Origin of the sequence: Robertmurraya siralis (assembly GCF_005502275.1) — a bacterium.
Classification (GTDB): Bacteria; Bacillota; Bacilli; order Bacillales; family Cytobacillaceae; genus Robertmurraya; species Robertmurraya siralis.
The window spans coordinates 1-18,017 of the sequence record NZ_SWLZ01000024.1 but is presented as its reverse complement, the minus strand read 5'-3'; the positions used below and the strand labels follow the sequence as shown (position 1 = coordinate 18,017).

The window sequence follows — 18,017 nt, the reverse complement described above, 5'->3', positions numbered from 1 at the left end:
GAAACATCAAAAGCGTATTATCGTCCCAAATGAAAAGGAGCTTTGCCTATGTGCAAAGCTCTTTGTTTGTCTATTTTTTTGTTTTGATCTTGCCTGTCCATCTTTTAAATCCGCCTTTAAGCTGCGATAAATCTTTATAGCCTTTACGATGAAGGGTTTGCGCGGCACGGCTACTTCTCATGCCACTTTGGCAATATAAGTATACAGGCTTGTCTGGACGGATTTCTTTCATTCTCATTTTCATTTGAGAAAGGGGAATATTTCTTGCACCAAGAATATGTCCAGCCTCAAATTCGTTCGGTTCCCGAACATCAATCAATTGTGCTTTTCGATATCCTGCACGAAACTCTTCTTCTGTAAGAGTCTTAACAATCTTTCTTTGGTAGAGCCAGTTGATTATGCTATATACAAGAAATGCAACTGTCAATATTAGCAAAATATAAAATCCGTTCATATCCTTTCTCCTTCCACACAAATAATGTGCCAAATAATATTATATAGGTGATTTAATAAGATAGTAAAGGAAATTGGACAAATTTTTCGTTTCCTCTCCTGGGAAGTAAGCATCTGAGCAAAAAATACCACCATTCCTAAACAAAAAAACGACAAAAGGTAGCGAGAAGGGCTTCTCACTACCTTTTGTCGACAATCTGAGCAGTGTCAATTTCTTTTTTTTTTCGCACTGGTTTGTTATGCTATTATTCAGTGTCTACTATATCGACATGAATTTTCGTATTAAAGAAGAGGGTTACAAATGAAAAAAGAAATTTGGGGTTTTATCGATTCAGGAGATTGCTCTCCCTCCTTCAATATGGCATTAGATGAAGCATTGCTTGATTGGCACAGTGAGGGAAGCATTCCGCCGATTATCCGATTTTATGGATGGAACCCGGCTACTTTGTCAATTGGATATTTTCAAAGGGTAGAAAAAGAAATTAATATGCAAGCGGTTCGGAAGCATGAATTAGGCTTTGTTCGCAGACCGACAGGCGGTAGGGGTGTGCTGCATGAGCATGAGCTCACCTATAGTGTCATTGTCTCTGAGGACTACCCAGACATGCCTAAAACCGTTACAGAGGCATATCGTGTTATTTCAGAGGGGATCCTGCAAGGCTTTCAGCAATTAGGGATGGATGCGTATTTTGCTGTTCCAAAGACGGAGGAAGATAGAGAATCATTAAAAAATCCACGTTCTGCTGTTTGCTTTGATGCACCAAGTTGGTATGAGCTCGTTGTAGAAGGCAGAAAGGTTGCAGGAAGTGCACAGACGAGACAGAAAGGAGTTATCCTTCAACACGGTTCGATTCTCCTTGATCTAGATGAAGATAAGCTCTTTAGCTTATTTAACTATCCGAATGATAGAGTGAAAGAAAGAATGCAAAAGGCATTTAAAAATAAAGCTGTGGCCATTAATGAAATTAGTCAGCAAAAAGTGTCGCTGGAAGAAGCAAAACGCGCTTTTAAAACGGGGTTTGAAAATGGATTACAGATCGAACTGACACCATTTGAGTTATCACGGAAACAGCTTGACTCTGTCAATATGTTAGCAAAACGAAGATATGAAAGTGATGAATGGAATTTTAAAAGATAAACGGCATAAAGTTCGTTTTATCTTTTTTCTTTTTTAACATGAATCTTTTGTCCCGGTTTATAAAAAGCGCAAGTGTTGAAATATGTTAAAATTTATCAATATATGCTGAAAACATCGGACGATCTCTCTTTTTCTCAAGTTTTTAATCGTTTTTGTGTTTGACAAAATTTATTTTTTTTGCTGCACACACAATATATAGTAGTGGTTTAAATATTTGACATACTATATATTGATTTTGTTGGAGCGGTGTGATAATTTAATAGTAATTTGAATTACAGCTAGATTTAACTAGTGTTCTTCTACCGATAATTCAATAGACTAAAAAGGATTTAATTTAAAGGAGTTGTGTGTATGTCTGTTGCGTTAGGACAAAAATTAAATATTGATGTGGAGCGTTTGAACAAGGACATCCGATTGTTTCCTCAAGTTCATCCCATTACCCCAGACATGAAAATTACCCATAAAGGTGTTTCTAGATTGGTTATGTTAGATCGCTACACTTTTAAGGATACAGAAAAAATTACGCTTACGAACGGGGATTTCGTCGTTCTGACTATTAAAGAGGATCCGAAATTTCCAGCTAGAGGCCTTGGTCAAATTTTACAGATTGATTGGGAAGAAAAAAGGGCTCAAGTTCTTGTAGATGAAGAGTATCGTGGTGTACTTGATGATCCAGAAGAAGCAAGCACTGGTGTTATCAATCGTTCACTAGATGTAATCGAAAAGCCGTTAGAGCTTTACTACGAACAAATTGCGAAACGCAACGCAACAGGCTTGGCATCTGTTGAAACAACGGAAGAAAAGAGACAAGAGTGGTTTGAGAAGTTCTATCAAGAACTTGTTCATTTAAATTTTATTCCGGCAGGGCGTGTTTTGTACGGTGCAGGTGCTGATACAGATGTAACGTATTTTAACTGCTACGTAATGCCTTTTGTTCAAGACTCGCGCGAGGGGATTTCCGAACACCGTAAGCAGGTGATGGAAATTATGAGCCGTGGCGGCGGCGTTGGAACAAACGGTTCTACTTTAAGACCGCGCAACACTCTGGCACGAGGTGTGAACGGAAAATCATCTGGTTCAGTATCTTGGTTGGATGATATAGCGAAACTTACACATTTAGTTGAACAAGGTGGATCCCGTTAAGACCATGGCGGGAGAAAAATCTCGCGAATTGCTGGAACACCCTTAGAGCCTTTTTTACTACAACGTGACTGGTGACGGTGAGCGTGAAGGTTTGAAAATAAAAAGGATTGGGCAATCAGCAGCCAAGTATCTTTGGAAACGAAGATAAAGGTTCAACGACTATTGAAACTTCCTAAAGCTCGGGTTAAGAGAGGCAACGGATGCTAGAGATATGGAAGAAGTAAACCGTAAGATACGGCGACGTTCTTATGGGGCGCGAGACAAGGAAGAATTAATTAAATCAACTCAACTCTAAATCTCCATCATAAAGGTTTTAGTCAAGTAGAGATAGCAAAGTTACTTAATAAAAGTCAAGGAACCAAAATCAATTAAGAAAAAGGTTGCTCGAAACTGTATATAAGTAGCATAGAGAATATTAAGCTAATCTTTAAAAGAACTTTATAAACATGGAGTTACAAAACTAGTTGAAATTCGAAAAAATTTCTTCCTTGATGATATAGTCTGACCTTGCATGAGAGTGCAAGAGTGTGGCAGAAATGTCCACACCCCTCAATTGATGAGGAGTAACAATATGCGTGGGGCACAGATGATTATGTTGGCGGATTGGCATCCGGACATTATCGAATTTATTATTTCCAAAATGCAAAACCCAAGAATTCTGCGTTTCTTACTTGAAACGACAAACGATGAAACAATTAAAAAATATGCAAAAGAAAAATTAAAATTTACACCACTTACAGAACAGGAAAAAGCGATGTATCAAGGAATCCTGAACTACAGACATATACCTGGACAAGGTGGATTCAGCGAAAACATTATGGCTGAAGCAGAAGAAAAGCTAAGCACTGGTGGGAATTATTCCGTTCACAACCCTGAGTTTTTAACAGGTGCTAATATTTCTGTATGTTTAACAAAAGAATTTATGGATGCTGTTGAAAACGATGCAGAGTATGAGCTTCGTTTCCCAGATGTAGAACATTACAATGCTCAAGAAATGAAAACTTATAATGAAGAATGGCATAATGTTGGCGATGTACGCGAGTGGGAGAAAATGGGTCACAAAGTACGTGTGTACCGTAAAATCAAAGCGAAAGAGCTTTGGAACCTTATCAACATTTGTGCAACTTACTCAGCAGAGCCAGGAATTTTCTTTATTGATAATGCGAACGACATGACAAATGCGGTAAGCTATGGTCAAAAAGTCGTTGCGACAAATCCATGTGGCGAACAGCCTCTCGCACCATTCTCAGTTTGTAACTTAGCAGCGGTTAACTTAGCTGAAATGGCTGATAAAGAAACAAAAACAGTAAACTTTGAAAAGTTAAAGCGTACCGTTGAAGTTGGCGTACGCATGCAAGATAACGTGATTGATGCTACACCTTATTTTCTGGAGGAAAATAAGAAACAAGCTCTAGGTGAGCGTCGTGTAGGTCTAGGCGTGATGGGACTACATGATTTACTAATCTACTGTGAAACAGAGTACGGTTCTGAAAAAGGCAATGAGCTTGTAGATAAAGTGTTCGAAACGATCGCAACTACTGCATATAGAACCTCAGTAGAGCTGGCGAAAGAGAAGGGAAGCTTCCCATTCTTAACTGCTGACACAGAAGAAGAAACAAATCGTCTCCGTAAGGCCTTCACAGAAACAGGCTTTATGAAAAAAATGCCTGAAGATATTCGTGAATCAATCTTAGAACACGGTATTCGAAACTCACACTTACTAACTGTTGCTCCGACGGGTTCCACTGGAACAATGGTTGGAGTATCTACTGGTCTCGAGCCTTACTTCTCCTTCTCTTACTTCAGAAGTGGACGTTTAGGGAAGTTTATTGAGGTAAAAGCAGATATCGTGCAAGAATATTTGGAAAGTCACCCAGAAGCAGATGAAAACAATCTGCCAAATTGGTTCGTAACAGCGATGGAGCTTGCTCCTGAAGCACATGCGGATGTTCAATGTGTCATTCAGCGTTGGATTGATAGCTCAATTAGTAAAACGGTTAACGCGCCAAAAGGCTATAGCGTAGAACAGGTTCAAAAAGTATATGAAAGATTATACCGCGGTGGTGCAAAAGGTGGAACAGTCTACGTCGACGGTTCTCGTGATTCACAAGTACTGACATTGAAAGCGGAAGAAAACAGCTTTGAAGAGCCAGAGGAAAAGAAAGAAACGCCAAAGCAGCATGTCGTACTTGTAGACACGATCAGTGACCTTCGCTCAACAGATGTGACAATCGGCTCTGAAGTGGGCAATACTTGTCCTGTATGCCGTAAAGGAAAAGTGAAAGAAATTGGTGGATGTAATACATGTACCAACTGTAATACGCAATTAAAATGCGGACTTTAATTCTTTGAAGCGAGTCGAACTCTCTTTTTGAATAAAGTCAGATAAAAAGTAACCTCTTCGGTAGAGCCGCAAGAGGTTACTTTTTTTATAATTGAAAAATAGTTAGGCGTCGTGCGGTGTATAAATCAATAGTGACTCGATTTGCTCGTTTACGTCATGTGCCACATATTTTAATGGAAGGGGCAGTAACATCGCTTGGCGAACGCTCTTAAAACGGAAAACAGGGGCATGAAGCGGAGATTTGCGAACTTTATCGCCTTTTTATTTATAATCAGACTTTGTTAAATAGAATGGTTGTTAAAATGATTTTGGGCTCATTTCATGGGAAACCAAAGTTTCTCTTTTAAAATAGAATGAACTAAATAGCGTAGGTTGATTTCCACTCCGGATGGGCGCTTTTTCGCGGGCGGGGCCGAGCCGCTTCCCTCAGCTGTCGCCATCCTCCGCTCCAATCCACTTTCTCTTTTTGAATAGAGAATAAAGAAATTGTCTTCAAGTACACGACGACAACGAAGGAAGGAGATCGGCAATAGCAATCAAATTCAGCGATTTGTGCAGAATGTCCGTTTTTATCCCCGTGTACGGAAAGGAAACACCCTCCAAAACTTATACAACGTCCTATTGGGGAAGGCTTACATAGAAGAGGCGGAACATCTACGTTACAACGATGAAATCAAACAGATCTACGCGAAACGCAAGGAGACGATTGAACGTGTTTTTGCGGATGCGAAGGAAAACGATGGACAACCTTACGAGGTCTTAAAAAGAAGTCTATGCAGGCGATGCTTACGTTTGCTGCCATGAACGTAAAGAACATGGCCACTTAGACTTGGCAACCTGCTTTTAGGGGTGCCAAACGAGTTGATGGGAGCGGAAGGCGCTTGACTCCTGGGGAATAGCGTGAGGCCACTGAAAAACTTAGTAAAAATGGGGGGAGTTGTCCATTCAACTGACTTTTACAGTGGTATAAATGGAGAGGAGTATTCGGACAGAACGGGGAAATTTAGAACACAGAGTTTAAGAATTTAGCAAAATCTCGGTATAAAATTGAAGCCAAAAATAGTGAATTAAAAAACAGACACGGGTATGATGTTGCATCATCAAAGGGTCTATTTGGTTTGCAAATGCAAGGAGCAACGACGATATTTGTAGTCAATCTCAAAAGAATGATAAAGTTACTCAGTGAAAAAAAGTAAAAACAGCGGAAAAAAGGCCATTTCTTTCTCCATAAACGAGAGAAAATGGCTTTTTTTTGTTCCCATGAATGATAGGGACAAAAATAACGTAAGATTTTCAGTGGCCCCAATAGCGTGACAGCCGAGACCCCGCACGAGCATCCGCGAGGAGGAGGCTCGGCGCACGCCCCCGGGAAAGCAAGGGTATCAACGTTTTTAGCGCAATTCCAATCCAAAAATGACAAAATCCATCGATAGGGAGCCCTTTCGATGGATTTTGTCGACAGTCTGCTGAAAGGTCTTCTGATTCCATGAAGCGATAGGAGAAAACGAGCCAAATATCAACACCGACATATAACAAAGCTAATAATAAAAAAGACGTCAAGTCATCTGAAGCCACCTTATTGAATAAGGTGGCTACTTCATATTCTCAAGCAGTAAAAATTTTTACATATATTTTGTTTTAAGATTTAGCCATGCAGGTAATTTTCTATGTTTACCGAAAAACACTTTTTTCATGTCCACTGTACTATTTTGATAGACTCCTGCTTATTTATGTAAAAAGCTTATTTCTAAGAGATGTCGCCCTTGATTGTAGGCAAGTAATATTGTATGTTGCCGCATTTTGAATCGTCCAATAGGTCCTGCAACGAAGAAATGAAAAACATCTAAGGAGTGACCGTTATGTATATAGATGGAGTTTTTTCAGGTGGAGGGATCAAAGGCTTTGCCTTAATCGGGGCTTATCAGGCCATCGAGGAAAGGGGACTTAAATTCAAACGAGTAGCTGGGACAAGTGCAGGCTCCATTGTCGCTGCCTTAATTGCGGCTAACTACACAAGCAAGGAAGTTTATCAGCTTATTGACGAATTGGATTTAGTTAATTTTTTAGATCAGCGCAGAACCTTTATCCCAACGAAGGTTGCGAAATGGTTATTATTATATTGGCGAATGGGGCTTTATAAAGGAAATAATTTAGAAGAATGGTTGGAAAAGAAATTGGCGGTTAGAGGTATTCGCACCTTTGCTGATTTACCACCACAGACATTAAGGGTCATTGCTTCCGATTTGACAAACGGGCGCTTAATGGTGATACCGGATGACTTGCATAATTACGGCATTAATCTCAATGCTTTTTCAGTTGCGAAGGCGATCAGGATGAGCTGTAGTCTTCCTTATTTCTTTGAGCCAGTAAAACTTAAAAACAGTGTCACACCTAGTATTATTGTCGATGGTGGAGTATTAAGTAATTTTCCAATGTGGCTTTTTGACAAAGAGAATGTGAAAAAAGTACGCCCGGTTTTAGGGATTAAACTGAGTCATCATCTTAATGAGCTTCCAAAGAATGAAATTAATAATGCTATCAATCTATTTGAAGCATTGTTTGAGACAATGAAAGATGCCCATGACTCTCGCTACATTTCACGTAAGCATGAAAAAAACATCATTTTTATCCCAACTGAAGGGGTGCTGACAACTGATTTTGAACTAACCCCAGAAAGAAAACGATTATTATTTGAGCTTGGCTACAATCGCACAACCAAATTTTTTAAAACTTGGTCTTACTAATTTTTAGTTCGTCGGCATTATCATTAAGAAATATAGGGAGTGTGAGGGAAAGAAGACTGGATAGTGAAAATATCGAGCCATGTTTCATCAACATTAATTAAGTTTGTAATCAAAAAAAAGAGCCCAATTAAATTGAACTCCCGTTTTTATAGCTCCGAACCTATTTGCTAAAAGGAGGCCCGTTTTTTCTTTTTTCCTTTTTTCCCCTCAATTACAGTTAAATGTGCTGCAGATTTTGCTTTATTGGCTGTTCTCCTAAAGGTACTAACATTCCCAGAAATGCTTTTAGAAGAAGGCTTAGGCGCGTCTTTTTGCTGAAATCGTTTCTTTGACCGTTTCGCAGCTTTTTTAAAAGCAGTTTGTTCGCGCCTTTGTGGGCTTGCACCATAGAAGCGGCGAACTAAAAAGAAGATACCGAATCCAATAATAAGAAAGACAAAAATATTTGTCAAAAAAGAAGTAGGATTAGAGATAAAACGACTCACTATCCCTATGATTGCCAATCCAATCAGACCTGCTACAAAATAAAAAGAAGTTCGATTTTTCAATAAAGCCACCTCCCTATAAGCATAATTAGCATAAATTTCTAATTTTAAACCATTCTAAAGATTATTTTATAAATAAATATGTGAACGTCAACACAATGGGCTTGAACAAATAAGTGGTGAATGAAAAACGAACAATAGGATTGAAGAATTTATCAATATTCTATGCGTTTATTTATTTTATTGGCACACTATTTTGAAAATTGTGAAATAATTGGGGTTTTATTAATATTTATTATAATTTATTCTACTAGAAAATCAATAAAACCTCCATAATCGTAAACTTTTTCTTCTTATTTTGCTTGTTAAACAATTTTTTGCTCATGTTTCACATAAAAAAAAATCAACATAAACACAAATAAAGCCATTTGAATAAAAAGAATTTCCACCAAAATGCAAAGGAACGCTATTGCTAGGACATAATATAATTGGAGGTGGAAGGAATGAAAGGAAATCCTAAATTAGAGCAAAATAATAAAGAGGAACCGATGTCCATCATGACAATGGTTGTCTTAACAGGTTTGGTCGGGGGAATTTTATGGAGTAGCATTGGCTACTTGCTATATGTTTTTCATTTCACGGAGATCCGTCCTAATGTCATACTTGAGCCATGGGCATTGGGGGAATGGAAAAAACAATGGCTCGGAACGGTGATTTCCATTATATTTATCGGCATTATTTCAATCGGAGTTGCACTAATTTATTATGCTATCCTAAAAAAAGTAACGAGTATTCTTGGAGGAATCGGCTACGGAGTTGTTTTATTTTTGCTCGTGTTTTTTGTATTAAATCCCATTTTTCCGGGGATAGAACCGTTTGGAGAACTTAACAGAACGACGATTATTACATCGGTTTGTTTATTTATATTATATGGAATATTTATTGGTTATTCCATCTCATATGAATATGAGGAGCTGCAAATGCGAAAAAGACAAGAAGCTGAAGAGGTGCCTTCCTAAGAGATGGCAGCTTCAGCCACAAATTGGATTTCTCTCTCCGACAGAGTCTTAGCATGTTACTTAAAAAAACAATATGATAAAATATTCTTGTTAAGTATATTTTTACTATTCTTACAAGTGGAAAGTTAAAGGAGAGAGCCAAAGTGGATAAAATTCAAAAAGTAAGGGATAGTTTTGAAAAGTTAGGGATTGACGGACTACTGATAACAAGCGCCTACAATCGGCGTTATATTTCTAATTTTACCGGTTCAAGTGGTGTTGTTTTAATTAGTAAAGATGCTGCCAAATTTATTACTGACTTTCGCTACGTGGAGCAAGCAGCAAAGCAGTGTGAAGGCTTTGATATTGTCAAACACACTGGCACAATTCCTGAGGAAGTCGCTCTTCTAGTGAAGAATTTAGGGATTAAGCGACTGGGCTTCGAACAGGAGCATCTTACATATGCCAGCTTTAAAAACTATGAAGGAGTTGTTGATGCAGAACTTGTGCCTGTATCCGGCTTAATCGAAAAAATTCGCTTGATTAAGACTGATGCAGAGATTAAGATATTAAAGGAAGCAGCAGAAATAGCTGATGCTGCATATACACATATATTGCAATTCATTCGTCCCGGCATATCGGAGTTAGATGTTTCGAATGAATTAGAGTTCTTTATGAGAAAAGCTGGTGCCACTTCTTCTTCCTTTGACATTATTGTTGCTTCAGGAACCCGCTCGGCACTTCCGCATGGTGTGGCATCGGATAAAATCATCGAAAAAGGCGATTTCGTTACTTTAGATTTTGGAGCCTATTATAAAGGATATGTTTCTGACATTACGAGAACGTTAGCTGTAGGTGAACCAGATGCGAAATTAAAGGAAATTTACGAAATCGTGCTTGGTGCTCAACAATTGGGGATGGCTGGAATAAAACCTGGCATGACTGGAAGAGAAGCCGATGCTTTAACAAGAGATTATATTTCTGCAAAAGGGTACGGGGACTATTTTGGACATTCAACAGGGCATGGAATTGGACTTGAAGTACATGAAGGACCTGCATTATCCTTTAAATCTGATCTCAAATTAGAACCGGGCATGGTTGTTACAGTTGAGCCAGGGATATACATACCGGGACTTGGCGGAGTTCGTATTGAAGACGACACAGTAATTACCGAAAAAGGAAATGAGTCTTTGACTCACTCTACAAAAGAACTCATTATATTATAGAATTATGTAAATCAGTTTTTTGTGATATTTTGGAAAAAGACTCCGTGCTTCCAATTTACATTTTTATTACATTACCCTTGGGAGGATTTTTAAGATGATTTCTGTTAATGATTTCCGTACAGGATTAACGATTGAAGTAGATGGAGGGCTTTGGCGTGTGATGGATTTCCAGCATGTAAAGCCAGGTAAGGGTGCAGCGTTTGTGCGCTCTAAATTACGTAATCTTCGAACAGGTGCAGTTCAAGAAAAAACATTCCGTGCAGGAGAAAAAGTAGCGAAAGCACAAATTGATAACCGTAAAATGCAGTATTTGTATGCTAATGGCGATCAGCATGTTTTTATGGATAATGAGTCATATGACCAAATTGAGTTACCTGCATCAGCCATTGAATATGAGTTGAAGTTTTTGAAAGAAAATATGGAAGTTCATATTATGATGTTCCAAGGTGAAACCCTTGGAATCGAGCTGCCGAATACAGTTGAATTAGAAGTAACAGAGACGGAACCTGGTATTAAAGGAGATACAGCTTCTGGAGGTACAAAGCCAGCAACACTTGAAACGGGTCTTATCGTTCAGGTACCTTTCTTTGTTAATGAAGGCGATCGTTTAATCATTAACACATCAGAAGGCTCTTACGTCTCTCGCGCATAAACTAAATGAGTAAAAATCCCAAGTGGAAGTCCATTTGGGATTTTTTTTGTTGAAATAACAAGCGGCGGCAGGCAAAACGTGCCACTTATTTATTCGTTGGTGATGAATATCGCGGATACAACAGCCCTTATCTCAGTCGTTCCTGGTTCTATTTCGGTGGAAGCAGCTTTGACCATCTGCATTTCATATAAGGGACTAGGTTCTCTTAGAGCCACTTTTTCTTCTGTTATTTTCCTTGGAGTCGGGACAATGTTTAGATTTAAAGACTTTGCAATTGTATATGCCTTTTTTACAGCATCTTCTATCGCTTTTTTTAAAGCGACTCGATAAACTTCGGAGGAATTTGAAACTTGAAAAGAGATGTTCGAAACACGGTTGGCTCCATGCTCGACGGCAGTGTCAACAACAAGCCCGATGTTTTCAAGATTATTTACTGTTATTAGTAACAAATGCTCTACGCGGTAGCCCCGAAAAATTTGTTTTCCATCCACAAAATCATACATTGGATAAATCGTAAACTGATCTGTTTGAATATGTTCTGCCAATACTCCAATTTGCTGCAATGCATTTATGATCGAGGAGATTGCTCTTGCATTATCCGATTGGGCTTTTTTTAATTCCTTGTTTTCAATCTCGACTCCCAATCTTATCCTTCCTTTATCTGGTTGAATTGTAACGCTTCCTTCGCCAATTACTATAATTTCCCCCTCGAAAGGATTTCTATGTGCTCCTTGATAGAACGGTTGTTGATTATACATTTCTTCTTCCCCCACCCATTTAAACTTGTTCTTGCTCCCATTATTACATTTTATGTCTTGCCTAATGTTATATGATTCTGTTGTTTTTTGCTCATTTTGTGAGAGACCATAGTTTCTCATGCTTTTTTGCAAAAAAATCACTTTGACTCGATGAAAACGCTAGGAGAAAGCTGGTTTTCTCCATCCGTTTCATTGAGGCAGAACGAAAATCATGAGCAATTTAACCCCATCAATATTTAATCGAAAAATTTTCTTCTAAAAAAGTGATTATGCTGAACTAGTCATAAAGTGTCCAAGCAGGCATACATTTTTAATAGGTTCATCTTACAGTTCAAAAATGAAGAGAGGGGAATTTATTTTGGAACAGGTATTAAATATGCTGCCTCTCAATATTACTCACCAGATTGAGGTGCTTCCTCCTTTTCAAGTTAGTGAGATGGAAGAAATAAGAATTCGGATAAATCGACCGCTTGAAATTGCCGTGAAGGGAACTCCTCACTTTCTTCCTTATATTGTGAAGGAGGAAGATGCGATTCAGCTTTTAAATAAAATTAGTCATTTTTCCATTTATACCATGGAGGAAGAGTTAAAAAGAGGCTATGTGACAATCGCAGGGGGGCACCGAATTGGTTTAGCTGGGAAGGTCATCTTAGAGAATGGTTCTGTTAAAGCGATTCGAGATATATCGTCTTTTAACATCCGCATCGCTAGAGAAAAGATCGGGATAGCAGATGGACTGGCTTCATATATATATGACAATGGTTGGCAACACACAATGATTATTGGACCTCCACAAACTGGAAAAACTACGTTACTTCGAGATTTTGCGCGCATCATTTCCGGTGGCGATCGCACTTATTCTCCTTTAAAAGTGGGGATTGTTGATGAACGTTCAGAAATTACTGGAAGCGTCAAGGGAATTCCTCAGTTAACTTTTGGACCCCGTATCGATGTATTGGACGCATGTCCAAAGGCGGAAGGGATGATGATGATGATCCGTTCAATGAGTCCAGATGTTTTGATTGTTGATGAAATCGGGAGAAAGGAAGATTGTGAAGCAATCTTAGAAGCGCTCCACGCTGGGATTAAGCTATTTACGACAACCCATGGTTATTCATATGAAGAGGTGAAAAATCGCCCTACTCTGCAACCATTGATTGAAATGGGAATCTTTCAGCGTTTTATTGAATTAAATCGGCTCAAGGGTCCTGGAACGATATCCTCTATTAAGGACGGCAACGGTTCAGAGCTTGTTAAAAAAGTGAGAGTGACATAAATGATGAAAATGATTGGAGCTATCGTCATTATTTTAGCAACGACATGGACAGGTTTTGAAGCATCGCGACATCTAAATGAAAGGCCGAGGCAATTGCGCTTGCTAAAATCGGCATTGCAATCTCTTGAAGCGGAAATTATGTATGGGCACACGCCATTGCATGAGGCATCAAGAAGAATTGCTGCTCAGATGAGTAAGCCATTATCATGGTTTTTCGATGCGTTTGCGAAAAAATTGACGAATACTGAAACAACTGTCAGAGAGGCATGGGAGGAAAGCTTAAAAGAAGTATGGAAGTTGACAGCGTTGAAGCAAGGAGAATTTGAAATCATGAAACAATTTGGTGAAACGTTGGGACGGCATGACCGAGTCTCCCAGCAGAAGCAAATTCAACTCACTTTAACACACTTGGAACGAGAGGAACAAGATGCTTATGATAGACAAGCAAAATACGAAAAAATGGTTAAAAGCCTTGGTTTTTTATCCGGATTATTGCTAGTCATTCTCTTGCTATGACGGATTTAAAAACGGCAACACAGAGTACTCACCATTATATATGTTCAGATTTAAACTCTCGCTTTCATAACGGCTATAAATGTCTTTATGAAATCACTTATTTAGCGTTTAGGGAGGAAAACACATGGGGTTAGAGGTAGATATAATCTTTAAAATAGCTGGAGTAGGAATTGTTGTTGCTTTCCTGCACACCATTCTTGACCAAGTTGGAAAAAAGGAATATGCCCAGTGGGTCACTCTGTTTGGCTTCATTTACATTTTGTTTATGGTCGCATCGATTGTAGATGACTTGTTTCAAAAAATAAAATCGGTGTTCCTCTTCCAAGGATAAAGGGAGGGCTCAAAGATTGAAATTATCCAAATTGTAGGAATTGCCCTAGTATCCACTTTTTTAGCACTTATTGTTAAGGAACAGAAGCCCAATTTTGCATTTTTACTTATTGTTTTTGTTGGTTGTACGATTTTTTTATTTTTGCTTGATCAAATATATGCAGTTATTCATATGCTCGAAGTCATTGCTGTGAATGCAAAAGTTAATATCGTCTATGTTGAAACGATTTTAAAAATTATAGGAATTGCCTACATTGCTGAATTTGCCGCCCAAATTACGAAGGATGCTGGACAAGGAGCCATTGCTTCAAAAATAGAACTAGCAGGAAAAATATTAATTCTGGCAATGGCGATTCCAATTTTATCCGTTTTAATTGAAACGATCATTAAATTAATTCCAAGCTGAAGCTTCGTTACTTCCATCTGTTGCGCTAATCATACTAATGCTTTTCTTTTGCTATAAAGTACAAATCATAACTTTGAGAATAGTTTAACGGTAGCGCCAGTAAGTTATAAGTTATTCTTCACAAGATCTGCCAATCAAGAATTGGAAATTACAATTCTGACATTCGTATTTTTCGTGATGTCAGGCGATGAGCACGAAGGAGAACGATCAATGGCGTTTCGAATTGTCTATGCTTTTCTCATGAGAAGGTGAAATTTATGAAGCACTCTTCAACAATTTTTTCAATAATGTTCATTTGCATCCTTTTTTTATTTTTACTAAATGGACAAGCACATGCAGCGGAAGAAGAGCGTGACGGATTAGATCCGCAGGCGCTAGTTGACGCTCAACTGGAAGCGTTAAATTTAGATGAACTCAAACGGTATTGGGAGAATGTGTTGGATGAATACGGCGGATTTCTTCCTGAAAGTCAAAAGGGCAGTTTATATGACTTTTTAAAAGGTGAGAAGAAATTCTCTATAAAAGAATGGTTTTCAGGTTTTATGAAGTACATGTTTCATGAGTTTCTAGTGAATGGAAAATTGCTTGGAACATTAATTATGCTCACAATTTTTTCGATGTTCTTGCAATCCCTGCAAAATGCGTTTGAACAAAGCACTGTTAGTAAAGTGGCTTATTCCATTGTCTTTATGGTATTGGTCATTATCGCTTTAAATAGCTTTCATGTGGCTATTGAATATACGACAGATGCCATTCATACGATGACTTCGTTTATTCTGGCATTGATTCCCCTGTTGCTAGCCCTTATTGCAAGTTCAGGCGGAGTGATTTCAGCAGCTTTTTTTCATCCTGTTATTTTGTTTCTTATGAATATAAGCGGAACTTTCATACAGTTTATTGTCTTGCCATTTCTCTTTTTATCTACTTTGTTGAATATTGTTAGCACACTGACTGATCACTATAAGGTGACACAACTGGGAAATTTGCTGCGAAATTGGAGCATTGGATTGCTGGGTCTTTTTTTAACTGTATTTCTTGGCGTTATTTCGGTCCAAGGGGCATCCACTGCGATTACAGATGGGGTGACGATTCGAACGGCGAAGTTTATTACTGGAAACTTTATTCCGGTAATCGGCCGAATGTTTACTGATGCAACTGACACCGTCATAAGCGCCTCAGTACTCTTAAAAAACACTGTCGGAATTGCTGGCGTCGCGATTCTGCTCTTAATAGTTGCCTTTCCGGCTATTAAAATTTTAATGATCTCCTTTATTTATAAATTTGCAGCAGCAATCTTGCAACCCCTCGGAGGAGGGCCGATCATAAAGTGTTTGGATATTATTAGTAAGAGCGTCATATACGTGTTTGCAGCATTGGCGATTGTTTCCTTAATGTTCTTTCTCAGTTTGACGGTCATTATTGCAGCTGGGAATTTAACAATGATGGTGCGATAAATAAAGTACTTAGGGGGTAGTTATGGATTACATTACTGAATGGATTACGAATATTATTCTTTTTGTTCTCATTGCGACTGTAATAGACCTTCTGCTCCCTAATACGAGTTTACAAAAATATACGAAAATGGTGGCGGGTCTATTGTTAATAACAATCATTTTGTCTCCAATATTTAAGCTTCTTTCTTCCGATTTTGAATCAGCGCTGGCCTCGATCCCATCGATTCAATCCAATAGTGAAGAAAAAAATATGGAAAATTTAATAGAATTGCAGAAAAAAGAAATACAAGCCTCCAACCATGCATATATTTTAGAAGAAACGGCTGTCCAACTGCAATCGGACGTAGAGAAGGAGTTGATGGATCAGTACGGATTAGAAATTGCCCATATAGAAATTGATGTAGATGATGACAGTCAGAGTGAGTCTTTTGAACAAATTCAATCAATCGTTGTCCAGCTAAAGGAACCTAATACTGAGACAGACGCAGTTGAAGTCGTGAAAAAAGTAGAGATCAATACAAGTGAGCCTCTCCCATCTAAGAAACTAACAAAAGAAAGTCAAGCGATTGCATCTCTTCTTTCTGAAAAATGGGATGTTGAAAAAGAAAAAATAGAAATCGTCGTAGAAGGGGGGAGCGATTAATCAATGGAGCAAGAAAAAGGCCCGTTGTCTTGGCTGAAAAGATTGCTTTCAAAGGAAGGAAAGATAGATAAGAAATACCAGTATTTCATTGTTATTCTTCTTTTTGGGGCAGCCATTATGATAGTGAGTAATTCATTATTAGGTGAAGATAACGCTAGCATTCCAGTGTTGAATCATGAAAATGAAGAAAAGAGTGAAGTTGAAGCAATAGGAACTGCGAAGACAGCAGGAGATGATGAGATTAGTTCTTATGAAGCCAGATATGAAGCGCAGTTAAAAGATGCATTAGAGGGAATCGCTGGCGTTAGTGATGTGATGGTTGTCGTTAATGTCGATGCGACAGAAAAAAGTGTATACGAAAAAAACACAGTAACTCGTTCACAAACAACCGAAGAAACTGACCGGGAAGGTGGACAACGAAAAGTAGAGGATCAGTCTAAAGACAGTCAAATTGTCATTATTCGGGATGGGGAAAAAGAGGTTCCAATTGAATTAGAAACAAAAAAGCCGCAAATTCGTGGGGTTTTAGTAGTAGCAAAAGGCGCTGACAATATTCAGGTTAAAAAATGGATTATCGAATCTGTTACGAAATTGCTTGATGTTCCAAGTCATCGCGTATCGGTCATGCCAAGGAAGTAGCGAATGAAGAACATCGCTCCTAAATATTTTAGGAAACGATTTTATATATTGTGTGAACAATTTACATTTAATTTCATGAAGGGGGATTTTATAAATGTTACTAAAAAAGCAAACGGTTTGGCTTTTAACAATGTTAAGTTTAGTGGTTGTATTATCAGTTTATTATATGACTTCACCAGATCAAAGACAGCAGGAATTGGCGGCAACAGAGGAGAAGGAAGAAGCTGCAAATCAAGAGGAAGAAGGGGTAATTAGTGAAACAGAAACAGAAGGTGAAGTAATTTCAAGCGTGGCTAGTGATGAAGTATTTGATGCATTACGTTTGCAGCTTGATGAAGAAAGAAGCAAATACAAGGAAGAATTAAGAGATATTATGGCATCAACAGAGCTGCCGTCCGAGGAACGTGGTGACGCTTATGATAAGATTCAAAATCTTGATCAAGTTGCTCAGAAGGAAGCTGTATTAGAAACGTTAATTGTCGCTATGGGTTACGATGATGCTCTTGTTCGCGCGGATGGTGAGAGAGTTCGCATAACTGTTAAATCTAATGAACCTTCTGCTTCTGCAGCAAATGAAATTATTCAAGTAGTGAAGACAGAGCTTGGCCAAATGCAGGCAGTCGCGGTAGAATTTCAACCGAATGAATAAGAAAGACGATAACGGGGAGGCGTAGCCTCCCCGTTATGCTTGTTTAATGGTTTAGAAAACCCCTGGCTATGCCGGGGGTTCCAGAGAGCTTAAAGCGTGGTAACAAAAAAACCTCACTTCATGGTAGGATAAAGTTGGTTTCCCGACCACTTTATCTCACTCA

The 18,017-nt window shown here is 38.5% G+C and carries 16 protein-coding genes and 4 pseudogenes; 17 read left to right on the top strand and 3 right to left on the bottom strand.

What is annotated here, in order from left to right; translation table 11 throughout:
* Positions 1 to 70 precede the first annotated feature (70 nt).
* Positions 71 to 454: a rhodanese-like domain-containing protein gene (locus tag FCJ93_RS20220; protein WP_095306729.1), complete on the bottom strand. Its 384-nt coding sequence runs from the start codon at positions 452 to 454 to the stop codon at positions 71 to 73.
* Between the two features lie 300 nt (positions 455 to 754).
* Here FCJ93_RS20220 and FCJ93_RS20215 point away from each other — a divergent pair, with 300 nt between their 5' ends.
* The 6 genes and pseudogenes from FCJ93_RS20215 to FCJ93_RS20190 all read left to right on the top strand — a co-directional run bounded on the left by FCJ93_RS20215 (position 755) and on the right by FCJ93_RS20190 (position 7,822).
* Entirely contained in the window at positions 755 to 1,591 is an 837-nt protein-coding gene (locus tag FCJ93_RS20215; protein ID WP_095306728.1) for a lipoate--protein ligase family protein, read from the top strand.
* A gap of 351 nt (positions 1,592 to 1,942) precedes the next feature.
* Positions 1,943 to 2,731 (top strand): annotated as a pseudogene (locus FCJ93_RS20210) (ribonucleotide reductase N-terminal alpha domain-containing protein); the annotation flags it as partial.
* A 574-nt stretch (positions 2,732 to 3,305) separates the two neighbouring features.
* Positions 3,306 to 5,078 (top strand): annotated as a pseudogene (locus FCJ93_RS20205) (vitamin B12-dependent ribonucleotide reductase); the annotation flags it as partial.
* A gap of 488 nt (positions 5,079 to 5,566) precedes the next feature.
* Positions 5,567 to 5,905: pseudogene (locus FCJ93_RS20200) on the top strand (transposase); the annotation flags it as partial.
* A 189-nt stretch (positions 5,906 to 6,094) separates the two neighbouring features.
* Positions 6,095 to 6,274: pseudogene (locus FCJ93_RS20195) on the top strand (IS5/IS1182 family transposase); the annotation flags it as partial.
* Positions 6,275 to 6,937: 663 nt separating this feature from the next.
* On the top strand, positions 6,938 to 7,822 hold the full coding sequence (locus FCJ93_RS20190) for a patatin-like phospholipase family protein (protein ID WP_095306717.1): 885 nt from the start codon (positions 6,938 to 6,940) through the stop codon (positions 7,820 to 7,822).
* 167 nt (positions 7,823 to 7,989) lie between these two features.
* Here FCJ93_RS20190 and FCJ93_RS20185 read toward each other — a convergent pair whose 3' ends face one another.
* The gene (locus FCJ93_RS20185; protein WP_280526655.1) at positions 7,990 to 8,379 is read right to left on the bottom strand and encodes an SA1362 family protein; all 390 of its coding nucleotides are present in this window, start codon (positions 8,377 to 8,379) and stop codon (positions 7,990 to 7,992) included.
* Between the two features lie 431 nt (positions 8,380 to 8,810).
* Here FCJ93_RS20185 and FCJ93_RS20180 point away from each other — a divergent pair, with 431 nt between their 5' ends.
* From FCJ93_RS20180 to efp, 3 genes are all read left to right on the top strand, one after another.
* Positions 8,811 to 9,326 (top strand): YqhR family membrane protein, encoded by a 516-nt coding sequence (locus FCJ93_RS20180; RefSeq protein WP_095306715.1) that lies wholly within the window; start codon positions 8,811 to 8,813, stop codon positions 9,324 to 9,326.
* Between the two features lie 143 nt (positions 9,327 to 9,469).
* Positions 9,470 to 10,531, top strand: coding sequence for a M24 family metallopeptidase (locus tag FCJ93_RS20175; RefSeq protein ID WP_095306714.1), 1,062 nt, complete (start codon positions 9,470 to 9,472; stop codon positions 10,529 to 10,531).
* A 94-nt stretch (positions 10,532 to 10,625) separates the two neighbouring features.
* Positions 10,626 to 11,183 carry an elongation factor P gene (efp, locus tag FCJ93_RS20170; RefSeq protein ID WP_095306713.1) on the top strand — a complete coding sequence of 186 codons (558 nt, stop codon included), beginning with the start codon at positions 10,626 to 10,628 and terminating at the stop codon, positions 11,181 to 11,183.
* A gap of 89 nt (positions 11,184 to 11,272) precedes the next feature.
* Here efp and FCJ93_RS20165 read toward each other — a convergent pair whose 3' ends face one another.
* A complete protein-coding gene (locus FCJ93_RS20165; RefSeq protein ID WP_170211364.1) occupies positions 11,273 to 11,941 on the bottom strand; it encodes an SIMPL domain-containing protein in 669 nt (222 codons plus the stop codon).
* Positions 11,942 to 12,299: 358 nt separating this feature from the next.
* Between FCJ93_RS20165 and spoIIIAA the strand changes: the two genes are divergently transcribed.
* The 8 genes from spoIIIAA to FCJ93_RS20125 all read left to right on the top strand — a co-directional run bounded on the left by spoIIIAA (position 12,300) and on the right by FCJ93_RS20125 (position 17,854).
* Positions 12,300 to 13,217, top strand: a complete 918-nt coding sequence (spoIIIAA, locus tag FCJ93_RS20160; RefSeq protein ID WP_137744517.1) for a stage III sporulation protein AA — start codon at positions 12,300 to 12,302, stop codon at positions 13,215 to 13,217.
* Entirely contained in the window at positions 13,218 to 13,733 is a 516-nt protein-coding gene (gene spoIIIAB / locus FCJ93_RS20155; protein ID WP_095306710.1) for a stage III sporulation protein SpoIIIAB, read from the top strand.
* Positions 13,734 to 13,857: 124 nt separating this feature from the next.
* On the top strand, positions 13,858 to 14,064 hold the full coding sequence (gene spoIIIAC / locus FCJ93_RS20150) for a stage III sporulation protein AC (RefSeq protein WP_009794945.1): 207 nt from the start codon (positions 13,858 to 13,860) through the stop codon (positions 14,062 to 14,064).
* 24 nt (positions 14,065 to 14,088) lie between these two features.
* Positions 14,089 to 14,469, top strand: a complete 381-nt coding sequence (spoIIIAD, locus tag FCJ93_RS20145) for a stage III sporulation protein AD (protein WP_137744516.1) — start codon at positions 14,089 to 14,091, stop codon at positions 14,467 to 14,469.
* 257 nt (positions 14,470 to 14,726) lie between these two features.
* Positions 14,727 to 15,923 (top strand): stage III sporulation protein AE, encoded by a 1,197-nt coding sequence (gene spoIIIAE, locus FCJ93_RS20140; protein WP_137744515.1) that lies wholly within the window; start codon positions 14,727 to 14,729, stop codon positions 15,921 to 15,923.
* Between the two features lie 22 nt (positions 15,924 to 15,945).
* Positions 15,946 to 16,566, top strand: a complete 621-nt coding sequence (gene spoIIIAF, locus FCJ93_RS20135) for a stage III sporulation protein AF (RefSeq protein ID WP_095306707.1) — start codon at positions 15,946 to 15,948, stop codon at positions 16,564 to 16,566.
* A 3-nt stretch (positions 16,567 to 16,569) separates the two neighbouring features.
* Positions 16,570 to 17,205, top strand: coding sequence for a stage III sporulation protein AG (gene spoIIIAG, locus FCJ93_RS20130; RefSeq protein ID WP_137744514.1), 636 nt, complete (start codon positions 16,570 to 16,572; stop codon positions 17,203 to 17,205).
* 94 nt (positions 17,206 to 17,299) lie between these two features.
* Entirely contained in the window at positions 17,300 to 17,854 is a 555-nt protein-coding gene (locus tag FCJ93_RS20125; RefSeq protein ID WP_095306705.1) for a SpoIIIAH-like family protein, read from the top strand.
* Positions 17,855 to 18,017: the final 163 nt, after the last annotated feature.

Excerpts from the sequence above, each read along its gene's own strand:
- spoIIIAG (WP_137744514.1), top strand. The coding sequence starts at position 16,570 with ATGGAGCAAGAAAAAGGCCCGTTGTCTTGGCTGAAAAGATTGCTTTCA.
- spoIIIAF (WP_095306707.1), top strand. The coding sequence starts at position 15,946 with ATGGATTACATTACTGAATGGATTACGAATATTATTCTTTTTGTTCTC.
- FCJ93_RS20190 (WP_095306717.1), top strand. The coding sequence starts at position 6,938 with ATGTATATAGATGGAGTTTTTTCAGGTGGAGGGATCAAAGGCTTTGCC.
- FCJ93_RS20165 (WP_170211364.1), bottom strand. The coding sequence starts at position 11,941 with ATGTATAATCAACAACCGTTCTATCAAGGAGCACATAGAAATCCTTTC.
- spoIIIAB (WP_095306710.1), top strand. The coding sequence starts at position 13,218 with ATGATGAAAATGATTGGAGCTATCGTCATTATTTTAGCAACGACATGG.
- FCJ93_RS20125 (WP_095306705.1), top strand. The coding sequence starts at position 17,300 with ATGTTACTAAAAAAGCAAACGGTTTGGCTTTTAACAATGTTAAGTTTA.
- spoIIIAE (WP_137744515.1), top strand. The coding sequence starts at position 14,727 with ATGAAGCACTCTTCAACAATTTTTTCAATAATGTTCATTTGCATCCTT.
- FCJ93_RS20215 (WP_095306728.1), top strand. The coding sequence starts at position 755 with ATGAAAAAAGAAATTTGGGGTTTTATCGATTCAGGAGATTGCTCTCCC.
- FCJ93_RS20220 (WP_095306729.1), bottom strand. The coding sequence starts at position 454 with ATGAACGGATTTTATATTTTGCTAATATTGACAGTTGCATTTCTTGTA.
- spoIIIAC (WP_009794945.1), top strand. The coding sequence starts at position 13,858 with ATGGGGTTAGAGGTAGATATAATCTTTAAAATAGCTGGAGTAGGAATT.
- FCJ93_RS20180 (WP_095306715.1), top strand. The coding sequence starts at position 8,811 with ATGAAAGGAAATCCTAAATTAGAGCAAAATAATAAAGAGGAACCGATG.
- efp (WP_095306713.1), top strand. The coding sequence starts at position 10,626 with ATGATTTCTGTTAATGATTTCCGTACAGGATTAACGATTGAAGTAGAT.